Origin of the sequence: Paenibacillus hodogayensis (genome assembly GCF_039536325.1) — a bacterium.
Lineage (GTDB): Bacteria > Bacillota > Bacilli > Paenibacillales > NBRC-103111 > Paenibacillus_AB > Paenibacillus_AB hodogayensis.
In genome coordinates this window covers 24,513-37,595 of sequence record NZ_BAAAYO010000013.1, presented here as the reverse complement: position 1 = coordinate 37,595, position 13,083 = coordinate 24,513, and the positions used below count along the sequence as shown (strand labels likewise).

Here is a 13,083-nt window from a genome sequence, read left to right as displayed (position 1 = left end):
CGAATCACAGCGCGGATCCGGGCTCCGGTTCCTTTTCGTCAACCTCTCGCTGCATAGCGCCTGCCGAAGACAAGATTTGTTTGTAGACATCGATAGCACGGGCTCGCGACGCCTTCAGGTCGACGATCGCATGGGGCAGCGGACGATGGATGTCGCGGTCGGAGAAGGCGCGGAGCTGCGGCAGCCAGCGCCGGATATATTCGCCCGCCGGGTCCCATTGCCGGGATTGCGACTCCGGGTTCATGATCCGGAAGTAGGGCGCCGCGTCGAAGCCGAGCGAGGCCGACCACAGCCAGCCTCCCCGGTTCAGAACGTTATCCGCGTCCGCCAAGCGATGACGAAACAACGATTCACCGAAAGGAAATGGAGCCAGCAAGTTTTTCGTGAGAAACATCGCCGTCACCATCCTCAGCCGGTTCGGCATCCGTCCGGTTTCGTTCAGCTGCGTCATGGCGGCGTCAATGATCGGAATGCCGGTTTCCGCACGGCTCCAGGCGTCGACATGGCGATCGCTCAGAATCGACAGGTCGAAATGCCGCTCGTAGCGGAAAAACAACGGATCGAGCGCCGATTGGTACAAGTAGAAATCCCGCCAGGCCAGCTGTCTCCGCCAAGCCTCGTACGTTTCCCCCTCCAACATGCTCTCATAAACGGTGCGGATGGAAATCGCGCCCGTATTGATATATGCGCTCAGACCGCTCGTAGCATCCGTTGCATACCAATCTCGCCGGTCGGCATAGTCCGACAGCTTGCTCCCGACGAACGCACCCAACGCGCGTTCGGGCTCCGTCATGCTTTCTTCGTTCGGCAGCGGCTCGATCCGGAAGGGAGAGCGGTACGCATCCGCGAGCGACTCGTGCAAAGACGCCGTCGTCAGCTGCCGCAGAGAAACGGCCGACGGCGGTTGGAACGTATCGCGAACGAACTCGCTCCATTTGCGATAATACGGGGTGAACACTTTATAGGGCGTTTGCCGTCCGGCATACCGATGAAACTCGTCGGGCTCGGCCAAAGGCTGATCGGACAATACCGTTAGCGGAATGCCAAGCCGCCAGAGCGTCTTTTCGAGCTTTCCGTCCCGCTGGCGGGCGTAAGGCGTATCGTCGCGATGGACCACTACCTCGCACGCTTCGTGCAGCAGTGCGGCTTGCGGAATAATTTCTTCCGGCGCTCCATATACAACATTCAGCTTGGCTCCCTCGCGGCGATACAGCTCTTGCAGACGGGCCAGCATAGCCATAAAATGGCGGCCGCTGGCCGCTTCGGTCCGCCTTTCGGACAAAATGACGGGATCGAGCACAAACAAATGCAAAGATTTGCTCCCTTTTCGGGAAATATAAGTAAAGGCCGGCATATCGGCAATCCGCAAATCTTTGCGGTGAACGAACACGATCATGGTCGGAAGCTCCCTCGGTGTGTAGAAATCGGATCGGTATCGTTAGCAATTCGCAGCGGATATGCTGTTTTCCTGCCGCTAAGCGGAAGCGCGCTCGCTCCGGTTTGCCGGGAAACGCCGGCCAGGGGCGCAGAAGGCTTGCACGAACGGAATTCGGCGGGTTTGCACGAATGATCCTGCAACCGTTGCACGAATGAAAGGGAAACGATTTGTTCTGTTCCGACGTTGCCTAGGACGTATATAATTTGGATATCATCACGTTTGGATCGGAGGGATGGCCGATGCGGCTCCATGCCCGTGCCAGAGAGGTGCTGCTCGCTTTGACCGAGTCGGACCAGCCGTTGAAGATCAAGCAATTGGCGGAACGGTTTACGGTAAGCGAGCGGACGATCAAATACGACTTGGAGCAGATCCGCGAACGGCTCGCCGGCATGGATGCGCAGCTGCTCTCGCGAACGAATCGCGGCGTTTGGCTGGAGGCGGACGCGGAAGCCAGAGGCAGGCTGCGCGAGGAGATGGCCTCCGAGGAGTCGGCTTCGTTCGAGAACGTCCAGGAACGGCAAAACCGTCTTGCGCTCGAGCTGCTGGAGCGGCCCGGCTTTACGACGCTGGACCAACTGGCGGATCGTGTCCAGGCTAGCCGAAACACCGTGCTGTCCGATCTGCAAAAAGCCGCGGACAGCTGGCGCAGCTGGGGCATCCGACTGGAGAGAGAGTCCGGCAAGGGCGTACGTTTAAGCGGGGCAGAGCCGGACAAGCGCCGTCTGCTGCAAGCGCTTGCCGAATCGGCGCTCGGCGGCAGCGATATGCTGCGCATCGTGCGGGGCTTATGGTGGGAAAGCGTCTGGCCGGGCGATATCGCCCGCAAGCTGGCGCCCTACCTGCTCGACGGCGGCGATATGGAGCGTTTGCAGGCGGCTGCGGGAGCCATGCTGCGGATATGGAAAGAACAGCTGGGGCAGGCGGCTTCCGACGAGGCGGCGATCGGTCTGCTGTTTCGTTTTGCGGTTGCCGTGCGGCGGCTTCGCCGCGGCGAGGCTTTACCCAATGGGGCGGACGTCAGCCTGATTCGACAGCCGTTGGAGGCGGAGGAAGCGCTGCATGCTTGTCGGAAGTTGCTGGCGGAGACGATGGAAGCGTTGGGTGTGCGTTCGGCTGCGGGGCAAGGGGATGAATACGACTCCGAAGCGGAAAGCGTCTTCGTGCTCATGCCGCTCCTGTCGGGCGAACCGGGCCGCGACAGCTGCGGGCGGGAGCCGGAAGAGCGCAGGCGGAGGCGGGCGGAGCTGGCTTCCCGGGTGCGCGCCCTGATCGGACGGCTGGAGGAGTACACGGGCTTGCCGCTTGGCCGCGACGCCGAGTTGTACGAGGGGCTGCTCTCGCACCTGGCGCGCAAGGCCGACCGCAGACGGTTCGGCGTGCATGACGTCAATCCGCTGACCGCGGAAATCGCCCGCACGTACCCCGGGCTGTTCGAAGCGGTGAAGCAGGCTTGCCTGTCCCCTCCATGGGCGCAGACGATGCGTACCGACGACAGCGCCGCCGCGTACATCGTCTTGTACGTGCAGGCCGCCATCGAGCGGGACCGCGAGCAGCGGCGCTTCCGCGCCGTCGTGGTGTGCGGAACGGGCAAAGGGACGGCGCGTTTTCTGCGAACGCTTATTCAAAACCGCGTCGGCCATATCGAGGTGGCCGAATGCTGCTCGGTGTCGGAGGCGGAGCAAGCCGTTGCGCGCACGGAGGCCGACTTGGCGATCAGCGTGCTGCCGATGGCGCTTCCGGTCCCCGTCGTACGGGTAAATCCGATCCCGACGGCCGAAGATTTCGAGGCGATCGCGGCCTGCCTGGCGCGCATCGAGCGGAGATCGGACCGGCCTGGAGGGGGCGGGCCGGAGCGGCAAGAGCGCAGCAGCGCAGCGCAGCGCGGAACGGATGGCGATCATGGTCCCGCACCGCTTGAGGGGCTGCTGGACCGACTCGATCCGGAGGTATGGCCGGAGGCGGAGCGAGTCGGCCGGGAGCTGGCGATTCGCGGCTTCGAGCTGACGCAGGCGATCGTCGGCCGGTTCCGGGACCATTTGACGGATGCGGCGGCAGCAGGCTTGTCGCTCCATATTATGCTGATGGTGCAGCGGATCGCCTTCGGTCATCCTTACGAACGGCCGTCTCCGGAACCGGGAACCGGGACGCCCGAGGAGAGTCAATGGGTCGAGACGCTGGCTGGTATATTCGGGCAGCACGGCCTGCCGGCAGCCGAAGGGGAATGGCGGGCTATCGTACGATACTTTCAACCTTCCGGGGAGAGGGGCTTAACATGAGCAGCGCAATCATTATTCGCAATGGAACGATTATCGATCCTTCGCTGGGGCTGAATGGCCGTTACGATTTGAGAATAAGCGGCGGTATCGTGGAAGGGTTGTACCGGCCTGGAGAAGGGCAGACAGCGGACGGCGCTCCGGCCGCCCGGGAATTGGATGCGGCAGGCTGCATCGTCACGCCGGGCTGGATCGATCTGCACGCGCACGTGTACCCGCAGCGGGCGGTGCTCGGCATTGAAGCGGACCGGGTAGGCGTGGAGCAGGGCGTCACGACGGTGGCGGACGCCGGCAGCGCCGGATCGGCTTACTATCGCGAGTTTGCCGATGAGGTTGCAGCCGCGAGCCGCACCGAGGTGCTCGCCTGGCTGAACATAGCCGAGCAAGGGCTGTGCGAGGACCGCGGGGAGCTTGCCGATCTATCGCGGCTTTCCGTCGAGCGGACGGTGGAGCTTGCGCTGGCCGAGCCCGGCATTATCGGCATCAAGGCGCGGATGAGCGGCTCGGTTATCCGGCACAACGGACTGCGGCCCTTGGAGATCGCCAAGGAAGCGTCCCGTGCGGCCGGCGTGCCGGTTATGGTGCATATCGGCAACGCCCCTCCGCGTCTCGGGGACGTGCTCGACCTGCTGGAGGCGGGCGACGTGGTCACCCACGCGTTTCACGGCAAGGCGGGAGGCATGTTCGACGACGGCGGCCGCCTGATCTCCGAAGGGGTGGCGGCGCTGGCGCGGGGAGTCCGCTTCGATCTCGGCCACGGAAGCGCCAGCTTCAGCTTCCGCACGATGAAAGCGGCGCTGGCCGAAGGGCTGGGAGGCTACACGATCAGTACGGACATCTATCGGCAAAATTATGCCGACGGCCCGGTATACAGCTTGGCGGTTACGATGTCCAAGCTGCTGGCGCTCGGCGTGCCGCTCGACAGCGTCGTCGGGGCGGTGACGAGCCTGCCGGCTTCCGTGCTCGGCAGAGCCGGCCGTTTAGGCACGCTGCGCACAGGGACGATCGGCGATGTGACGATCGTGCGGCTGGCGGACAAACCGGTATCCTTCATCGACGCCGAAGGGGAGCGAATGAGCGGCGAATCGATACTGGAACCGGTATGGACTGTAAAAGGAGGGGAGGTGTACCCATGCTTATAGATCAACAGGCGATTCCACCCGTATTGGCGCAGCTTCAGGGCGAGGATAGCGAGAAGGAAGGCGTGAGCGAGCTGCTGCTGGCCGTCCTGCGTCATACCGGCGCCGCCGGTATCCGCTTTACTCCCGAGCAGCTGCTCGCCGTAGGCGCGCATATGCTGGCCGCGCAGCGGCGGGGGGAAAGCGGCGAAGCGCTCCCCGAGGTCGGGGCCGAAACGCTGGAGCAGGTATCCCCGTCGGCGCTCGAGCTAAGCAGGAGCGTGCTGGAGCCGTTCGCGGCAGAACGGCAGTACGTTTGGAACGCGACGGAAGCGCTGCTGCTGGCCGTACATTTCGAAGCGGCTATGGAAGAATAGAGGTTGCACTCATACTGGATTACGTAACGGAGGGAGCATCATTATGGAACAGCAACAGCAGGTAAAAGTCGTCATCGGCGACCGTCTCGGCAAAGGACAGCAGGTGGCCAAAGGGGTGGAAGCGGCCGGAGGCATCGCGATCGTCATCCCCGGCGTGGGCGCGGATATGAAGCTCGGCGACGTGATGAACAAGGAGAACGCCGATTTCGGCATATCGTTCTGCGGCAGCGGAGGGGCAGGCGCGATTACCGCGCAGACCAAATACAAATACCCCGCGGAATACGGATTGCGCTCGGTCGAGCAGGGGCTGACGGCGATTCGCGCGGGCAAGAAGGTGCTCGGTTACGGTTTTATGGATACGGAGGAGTTGGGCCGACGCCTCACCGAACAGTTCATTCAAGCCAAAAGGGGTTGAATCCTCGCTGATGGAATTCGTCGCATTTTTGTTGAAATCGATGGCGGTCGGCGCTTTGGCCGGTTTCGGCGTCGGCGCGGGGGTGGCCCGCATGTTCCATATTCCGGACGTGCAGGGAATGGGCGCCTTTCGCGTGATGGGCGAGTTGGGCGCAAGCGAAGGGAATCCGCGGACGCATGCCAAATACGGAGCGACCTATTTGTTCTCGTCGCTGCTGAGCGTGCTTGGCAGCGGCGCCTTGACGCAGGATGTCGCCGGCCGCGTCATTCCGAACTGGGCTGCCGCCATTCTGTTCAAGCTTCGCGGCGATCCCGCCGAATCGCTGCACCATCCGCGCCGGATGGCTTGGCTCGGCGCGCTGCTCGGCATGGTGCTGGTCGCCGTGCTGAACGGAGCGTTCTGGCTTCTGCCCGAAGCCGCGAAGACCACGGCAGCCGCCGTGCTCGTGCCGGCGGCCGGCTGGTTCGTCAATCCGGTCATGCCGGCAATTTTCTGGCTGGCGGCGATGGATGCGGGCAGGAAGACGGGAATATGGGGAACCGCTCTCGGCGGCGTATCGCAATGGGTGTTCGGCAATGCGGTTCCGGGCATCATGATGGGTATTTTCATCGGCAAGCGGGTCGAGGATATCGGCTGGAACCGCGCGACGGCAGCTTGGGTCGCCGTTATCATCGCGCTCTTGGTCGCGGTCGGGTTTGCCCGGGGAGCCGATCTGCAATTGCTGAACGACATGCATGCGGCAATCCCGGCTTGGCTGGAACGGCTGCATGACGCATTCGGAACCGGGGGAGGGACGCGCTGATGGACGGCAAATCCGGGTTCTGGTATTCCAACCGGACGTTTCCGTTGTTTGCGGCGATTATGGCCGCAGGCGTATTCGCCGGTACGCACTTGTACTACACCGCCCACACGGGCGTCTTCAACGAAATATCGCTGGCGGCCATGTTGACGGCGGCCATGCACGGCGGCGGTTATGGAGCGGCGGCGGCTTACGGCATCAGCTTCATGCTGGCTCGCGTCTTCGAAGGATCGATGACCGGAGTGCTGGATATCGGCGGGGGGATGCAGACCGGGATCGGCGTCGGCATTCCGGCACTGCTGCTCGGCGCGGGCATTACCGCCCCGCTGACCTCGTTCCCGCTCGCGCTGCTGACCGGAGCGCTGCTCGGCTTCGTCCTCGGTTGGATCGTCCTGTGGCTGCGAGCCCGGGCGCAGCGTCCGGATGCCGCCCCGGCAGCCTCGACCTATGGCTCCGACATTATTATCGGCGCGGGCAATTCGGCGGCGCGGTTTCTCGGTCCACTGGTCGTCGCTTCGGCGCTGATGGCCTCGATTCCGGTCGGCCTTGGCGCCTTGGCGGGAGCGATTTTGTTCTATGTTTGGGATAAGCCGGTGGCAGCCGGGGCATTGGTCGGCGCGATGATTTTGGGGATGATCTTCCCGATCGGCTGACGGCTCATGGCTCACGGCCGGGTTGGCACGCTGCCAACACTTCGACGGCTCCGGCAAGTCCGGCTTCAAGCAAGGCAGCCTATCCTATTGGAATTGTCTGTACTGAAAAGGAAAGCGGGTGTAACGATGAGCGCATTTGGCAAATTCGGGTTAAGACAGGTCATCAATGCTAGCGGTAAAATGACCGCTCTCGGCGCAAGCGCCGTTCACGAAGAGGTAGCGCAGGCGATGTCCGAAGCGGCGCGGGACTACGTGGTTATCGACGAACTGCTCGTGGCGGCCGGAAGGGAGATCGCCAAAGCAACCGGTGCCGAGGACGGCTGTCCGACCACCGGAGCTGCGGCCGGCATCGCCATCGCTACGGCGGCGGTCATCGCCGGCACGAATTTATCGCGGATCGAACGGCTCCCCCGCCCCGTCGGCGGCCCTGACGAGATCGTGCTCCAGAAAGGCCATGCCGTGCACTTTGGCGCCTCCGTGACGCAGATGATCGCGCTGGGCGGCGGGACGCCCGTGGAGGTCGGCCATGCCAACCATACGGAGAAAGCGCATTTCACGGATGCCGTCACCGAGCGTACCGCGGCGCTCCTATACATTCAGTCGCACCATGCGGTGCAGAAGGGCGTCCAATCGCTGGAAACCTTGCGTGAAATCGCTTCGGCGAAAGGAATCCCGCTCATCGTCGATGCGGCGGCGGAAGAAGATCTGCATAAATATATCGCGCTGGGGGCCGATCTCGTTTGCTACAGCGGGGGAAAAGCGTTGGAAGGACCGACGTCGGGCTTCATATGCGGCCGGCGCGATCTAATCGAAGCCTGCCGCGCGCAGTACAAAGGAATCGGCAGGGCGATGAAGGTGGGCAAGGAAAATATCGTCGGCCTGCTTACCGCTTTGACGCGTTACGGTTCACGGGAGGACGGCGGCGAAGAACAGAAGCGGCGGATGGAGCTGTTTTTGCGGCAGCTGGACGGCATTCCGGGCATCAAGGGCGGTATTGTCCAAGATGAATCGGGGCGCAGCATCTTCCGGGCCAAGCTGGAGATCGATCTGGCAGCCGCCGGAGTGGACGCGAAGCAGCTGATCCGTCTGCTCGAAGCCGGCAACCCGGCCATTTATACGCGCAATCATTATTCGAATATCGGCATTGTTTTTATTGATCCGCGTCCGCTGCTGCCCGGTCAAGAGCAGCTTATCGCCGACCGGCTGCGCGATATTATCGTAAAGGGGAATCGTACATGAGCCGCAAACCGACAGTTGGATTAAATGTGCTGGCCAAAGATGTGGACAATGCAAGAACGATTACAGACGCCGCTCCGGGAAAGGTCATGATCGGCGTGACGGTCAAACCGTTTGCGACGGTCGAAGCGGCCGTGGAACATATCGAAGCGCTGCATGCCGCCGGCGTCCAAGTATCCGTCGGCCTGGGCGCCGGCGATCCGACCCAGTGGGACAAAGTCGTCCAGGTAGCGGTGCGGACGAAGCCCGTCCATGTCAACCAGGTGTTTCCGGCAGCGGGCTACACGCTCGGGGCGCTGAAGCAAGCCGGCGCTTCCGATACGATTGTGAACGCTCTGATTCAACCGGCGGGCGAACCGGGTAAAGTGATCGTAACGACAGGACCGGCGAGCCGCGACTATGCCGGCGTGCTGTCCTGCGATGCGGCAGCGGCACTGTTGGCCGATATCGGCGTCCATTCGGTCAAGTTGTTTCCGATCGAAGGCACGAAGCGGCTGGACGAGGTAGCCGCCATGGTGAAGGCTGCGGTTGCCCGCGGCATTACGATGTTCGAGCCTACGGGAGGAATCGATACGGAGACGATTGCCCCGATCGTACAAGTGTGCGCCGATAACGGCGCGGAGCGCATAGTCCCCCACATCTATACGTCGATTGTCGACCCGGCTACCGGCTTGACCCGCCTTGACGATTTCAGACAATTGCTGGACCGGCTCGGCAAATGGCTCGGTTAAAGGGGGAGAGCGAATATGATCAGCAAAGAGTTCAAGCTGCTTAATGAAGGAGGGCTCCATGCCCGTCCGGCGACGTTCTTCGCGGAGACGGCCGCCAAGTTCGAAGCGTCCGTCACCGTAAAGTGCAAAGACAAGCAGGTGGACGGCAAGCGCGTGATCGGCCTGATGCGGCTGGGCGCCAAGCAAGGGGACCTGGTCACCATTACGGTAGACGGCCCGGACGAAGCCGAGGCGTTGGACAGCCTGGCCGGTTTTTTGGAGCATGTCGACGCCTGACCGACAGGATGATTACGACTTGGAACCCGTATGCCCCTGCGCAAAGACGGGGCCGCAAGCATGCCCGCATAGGCACGCAGCCGGGCCGTTGGACACGCAATCGGGCGGAGTCCCGGCATACGGGAATGGATAAGGAGGCGACGTGCGATGATCCAAGGATTGTCCGGAGCGCCCGGCATTGCTATCGGGCGGGCATTGCTGCTAAGGCGCAAGGAAACGGCTGCGAAGCAGACCGTCTTGCCGGAAGAGACGGGGCGGGAGCTGCAGCGTATCGACGAGGCGTTCGAGAAAACGAAGGAGCGGCTTCAGCGGCTTCGTGCGGAGACGGGGCTGAAGCTCGGAGAGCGGGAAGCGGATATTTTCGCTGCACATCTGGCCATCCTGTCTGATCCCGAGCTGGAAGAGGAGATTCGCCGCAGCGTAACCGAATCGCATTTCAGCGCGGAGGCGGCGGTTGAAGCGGCCGTCCGGCTGCTCGCCGAGGAATTCGAGGCGATGGACGATGCTTATATGCGCGAGCGCGCCGCCGATTTTCGCGATATCGGGCAAGCGCTGCTCGGGCAGCTGAGCGGGGCGGACGATTCGCGGCTTTCCCGTCTGGAGGAGCCGACCGTATTAATCGCTTACGAGCTGACGCCGTCGGATACGGCTCAACTGCCTCCGCTCGTATGCGGCTTCGTGACGGACGGGGGAGGGGCGACCTCCCATGCGGCCATTATGGCGCGAAGCCTGGGCCTGCCTGCCGTCGTCGGCGCTCGCTCGGCTCTCCAATCGATCGCGACCGGCGACAAGATCGTCGCCGACGGCTCTACTGGCGAAGTGTGGGTGAATCCGCCGGAGGACGTCTACCGGGCTTACGTAGCCAAGCAAGCGGAGTGGAAGGCGCGGCTTGAGGCCGACCGGTCGCTGGCCGGAGCCGAGGCCGTCACGCAGGACGGGCGGACGATCGCGCTAGGGGCCAATATCGGCAGCGCCGCAGAGACGGCCAATGCGCTTGCCAACGGAGCCGAGGAGATCGGTCTGTTCCGTACGGAATTCATGTATATGAATCGCGACCGCGAGCCGGACGAGGAGGAGCAGACGCGCCAATACGAGGCCGTCTTTCGGGCCATGGGAGACCGGCCGGTCGTGTTGCGGACGCTGGACGTCGGTGGCGACAAGGAGCTGCCGTATTTGAACCTGCCTGCGGATCCGAATCCGTTCCTCGGCTGGCGCGCCATCCGGCTCTGTCTGGACCGCCCCGGCCTGTTCGCCACACAGCTGCGGGCGATGCTGCGAGCTTCGGCGGCGGGCGGTTTGCTGCGCATTCTGTTTCCGATGATCTCCACGGTAACCGAGCTCCGCCGTGCCAAGGAAGCGGTAGCGCAAGCGGCAGACAGCTTGCGCAGGGAAGGCTTCGCCGTGCCGGAGCGATGGGAGACCGGCATCATGATCGAGATTCCTTCGGCAGCGTTGATGGCCGACGTGCTGGCGGCGGAAGTCGATTTTTTCAGCATCGGCACCAACGACCTGACCCAGTACACACTGGCGGTGGATCGGATGAACGAGCATATCTCGGCCCTCTACGATTCGTACCATCCGGCCGTGCTCCGCCTGATCCGACACGTAGTCGAATCCGCGCGGGGGCAAGGCAAGCGTGTCGGCGTCTGCGGCGAAATGGCCGGGGATTCGTCAGCCGTGCCGCTTCTTGTCGGTCTGGGCGTAGACGAGCTGAGCATGAACGCCCCGGCTCTTCCGTCCGTACGCGCCGTAGTGCGCGGGCTGCGGCATGCGGAGGCGGCAGAGCTGGCGCGCGAGGCGCTCCGGCTGGAGGATGGACGGCAGGTACGGGAATTGCTGGCCCGGCGTCGCGCCTGAGCCTAGCTTTACGGCTATAGAAGAAGACAAGCCCTGCCATGCGGGTAACCGCGATTGGCAGGGCTTGTCTTGTCCGGCGGAACAAGGCCGGATTACTTGGCTTCCTCCGTCAATTGGGTGTACAAATCGTCCCCAATGACGCGGCGAGCGGAAACGTAACGCGTCTTGTAATATTTCTCGCTGAGCTTGTTCTTGATAACGCCATCGCCGGTAGCCGAGTGGATGAACTCGTCGTTGCCGAGATAGATGCCGACGTGGGAAATCCCTTTGCCGTCGGTGTTGAAGAACACGAGGTCTCCCGGTCTGAGGTCGTTCTTGTCGACCCAAGAGCCTTCCTGAGCTTGCGATTTGGATTGATGCGGCAGCTCGATGCCGATCTGGTTGAATATGTACATCGTGAAGCCCGAGCAGTCGAAACCGCTCGTAGTCGTTCCAGCCGTCTTGTACTTCGTGCCGATCAGGGCGTTGACGGTTTTGTCGAGATTGGTGTCTGCGAAAGCGGTACCAATCTGCGCGAACAACAGAACGACCATGGTGGTGATGACAATGGCTGCCTTTTTCAAAAGACGCGGACTCCTTCCGGTGCCTACGAGGTTAGCTGAGGGTTCGGTTGAAGGTGCCCTATGATCACTTGAATGCGAGATCAATTCACCCGGAGTGGTTCCCCCGTTTCCCGGCAAAAAGCCAGGAATTCGGCATGTTTCGATTTTTTTGTTTCCGGGTAAATATAATTCGTCATTTCTATCGGAATTCCTGCTTTTCTCCTATATTTTTTTCAAAAATCCCGATTTATTTTTTGCGCAGCGAAAAGGCCTTGCCGCAGCAAGGCCTTTCGTCTGTCGTCAATCGGTATACGGTTATCCGCCAGGGCAATCGCATGAGACACAGTGCGGCTACGCAGAGAAGGCGGAGGGGGGCCTTTGGGTCCGCAAAAGCGAAGCGGTCGCCTTTGAAACCGGATTCCGCCTGCTATGACCCAAACTGGGAATCCGGTTTCAAGTGCGATTGGAGGAGCAAAGGGTCACCGTAGCCTCGCTTTGCCGCCGATTTTTCTTATGCGATTGCACTAGGTTATCGGTCGGAAGCCGTATCCGCGGCATATACGTGATATTGGGCGGCAATCGTCCACAGCTTGAACAGCAGGGTGACGATGTGGAACAGCTGCTGCAGGACAAGTGCCGATAGGCCGGCCCAGACCAAGGAGGTGGACAGTGCGGCGGCGGTCGCTGTTCCGGACATCGCCAGCAAGACGAGCGCAACGGCGGCAACCACCGGCAGCTTGCGCAGGAACAGTCCGAGCGACTGGCTTAACCGTTCTCCCTGCGTTTTGCCGAGTTGAATATAAATGAAGCAGAGGCGGATCAGGAAGCCGTACGCGATGTATGCGGCGGCCCATGGCAGCAGCGCAAGCCCGAGCGACGTATAATCGCTTTCATGCGCGAAGGCGTTCTTCGCAATCGGATACAGCCAGTACAATGGGGCGAATGTAAGCAGCAGTTGAACGGCATAGTAGACGAAGAACGGTTTACCCAGATGCCGGATTCCTTGCAGGAACCGGTAGCCGGAATTGAGCCGGGCGTGATGCAGCGAGTAGTAGACGCCGGCATTAAGCAAGGGAGTCAGCAGCATGCGCGCGGCTGCGAAGGCGATCAACAGCGCGATCGTATGGTGGCTAATATCGGTTTTCATAAGCCGGAACTGGCTTTCGGCCAAAAACAGCTGAGAGGCGTCCGGCGTCAGGTGGGTGCCGGGAAACCGGTGCATCAGCGGCACGACAATCGACTTGATGACGGACAGCAGCAGGAAGCCCCAGACGAAATGGTACAGCCACAAAACGAGCAGCAAAAACGTCTGCGAAGCGGTTGTGCGGAAGCCTTCTTTCAGATAGCGGATCATTTAGCGTTGTTCAC

Annotated in this window: 13 protein-coding genes and 1 riboswitch; of the genes, 10 read left to right on the top strand and 3 right to left on the bottom strand. The window is 61.9% G+C overall.

Annotation, left to right across the window (positions count from 1 at the left end):
• Positions 1-4: 4 nt before the first annotated feature.
• Complete coding sequence (locus ABD796_RS26315; RefSeq protein ID WP_344913740.1) at positions 5-1,396, bottom strand: cryptochrome/photolyase family protein; 1,392 nt, start codon at positions 1,394-1,396, stop codon at positions 5-7.
• 281 nt (positions 1,397-1,677) lie between these two features.
• Here ABD796_RS26315 and ABD796_RS26310 point away from each other — a divergent pair, with 281 nt between their 5' ends.
• The 10 genes from ABD796_RS26310 to ptsP all read left to right on the top strand — a co-directional run bounded on the left by ABD796_RS26310 (position 1,678) and on the right by ptsP (position 11,173).
• The gene (locus ABD796_RS26310) at positions 1,678-3,714 is read left to right on the top strand and encodes a BglG family transcription antiterminator (protein ID WP_344913737.1); all 2,037 of its coding nucleotides are present in this window, start codon (positions 1,678-1,680) and stop codon (positions 3,712-3,714) included.
• Entirely contained in the window at positions 3,711-4,853 is a 1,143-nt protein-coding gene (locus tag ABD796_RS26305) for an amidohydrolase/deacetylase family metallohydrolase (protein WP_344913734.1), read from the top strand. The genes ABD796_RS26310 and ABD796_RS26305 overlap by 4 nt, the downstream gene beginning before the upstream one ends.
• A complete protein-coding gene (locus ABD796_RS26300; protein WP_344913731.1) occupies positions 4,844-5,206 on the top strand; it encodes a hypothetical protein in 363 nt (120 codons plus the stop codon). Before ABD796_RS26305 ends, ABD796_RS26300 begins: the two co-directional genes overlap by 10 nt.
• A 43-nt stretch (positions 5,207-5,249) precedes the next feature.
• A complete protein-coding gene (locus ABD796_RS26295; RefSeq protein WP_344913728.1) occupies positions 5,250-5,621 on the top strand; it encodes a glycine-rich SFCGS family protein in 372 nt (123 codons plus the stop codon).
• Positions 5,622-5,631: 10 nt separating this feature from the next.
• Entirely contained in the window at positions 5,632-6,423 is a 792-nt protein-coding gene (locus ABD796_RS26290; protein WP_344913725.1) for a DUF4311 domain-containing protein, read from the top strand.
• Positions 6,423-7,073, top strand: coding sequence for a DUF4310 family protein (locus ABD796_RS26285; RefSeq protein WP_344913722.1), 651 nt, complete (start codon positions 6,423-6,425; stop codon positions 7,071-7,073). The genes ABD796_RS26290 and ABD796_RS26285 overlap by 1 nt, the downstream gene beginning before the upstream one ends.
• 126 nt (positions 7,074-7,199) lie before the next feature.
• A complete protein-coding gene (locus ABD796_RS26280; RefSeq protein ID WP_344913719.1) occupies positions 7,200-8,312 on the top strand; it encodes a DgaE family pyridoxal phosphate-dependent ammonia lyase in 1,113 nt (370 codons plus the stop codon).
• Positions 8,309-9,040: a KDGP aldolase gene (locus ABD796_RS26275; RefSeq protein WP_344913717.1), complete on the top strand. Its 732-nt coding sequence runs from the start codon at positions 8,309-8,311 to the stop codon at positions 9,038-9,040. The genes ABD796_RS26280 and ABD796_RS26275 overlap by 4 nt, the downstream gene beginning before the upstream one ends.
• Positions 9,041-9,055: 15 nt before the next feature.
• Positions 9,056-9,316 carry an HPr family phosphocarrier protein gene (locus ABD796_RS26270; protein WP_344913715.1) on the top strand — a complete coding sequence of 87 codons (261 nt, stop codon included), beginning with the start codon at positions 9,056-9,058 and terminating at the stop codon, positions 9,314-9,316.
• A gap of 147 nt (positions 9,317-9,463) precedes the next feature.
• The gene (gene ptsP / locus ABD796_RS26265) at positions 9,464-11,173 is read left to right on the top strand and encodes a phosphoenolpyruvate--protein phosphotransferase (protein WP_344913713.1); all 1,710 of its coding nucleotides are present in this window, start codon (positions 9,464-9,466) and stop codon (positions 11,171-11,173) included.
• A gap of 92 nt (positions 11,174-11,265) precedes the next feature.
• On the opposite strand, the gene ABD796_RS26260 is transcribed toward ptsP, so the two are convergent.
• Together ABD796_RS26260 and ABD796_RS26255 are read right to left on the bottom strand one after the other, a co-directional pair.
• Entirely contained in the window at positions 11,266-11,736 is a 471-nt protein-coding gene (locus ABD796_RS26260; RefSeq protein ID WP_344913710.1) for a C40 family peptidase, read from the bottom strand.
• 5 nt (positions 11,737-11,741) lie between these two features.
• A riboswitch (cyclic di-AMP (ydaO/yuaA leader) is annotated at positions 11,742-11,881 on the bottom strand.
• 363 nt (positions 11,882-12,244) lie between these two features.
• Positions 12,245-13,069 (bottom strand): hypothetical protein, encoded by an 825-nt coding sequence (locus ABD796_RS26255; protein WP_344913707.1) that lies wholly within the window; start codon positions 13,067-13,069, stop codon positions 12,245-12,247.
• Positions 13,070-13,083 lie beyond the last annotated feature (14 nt).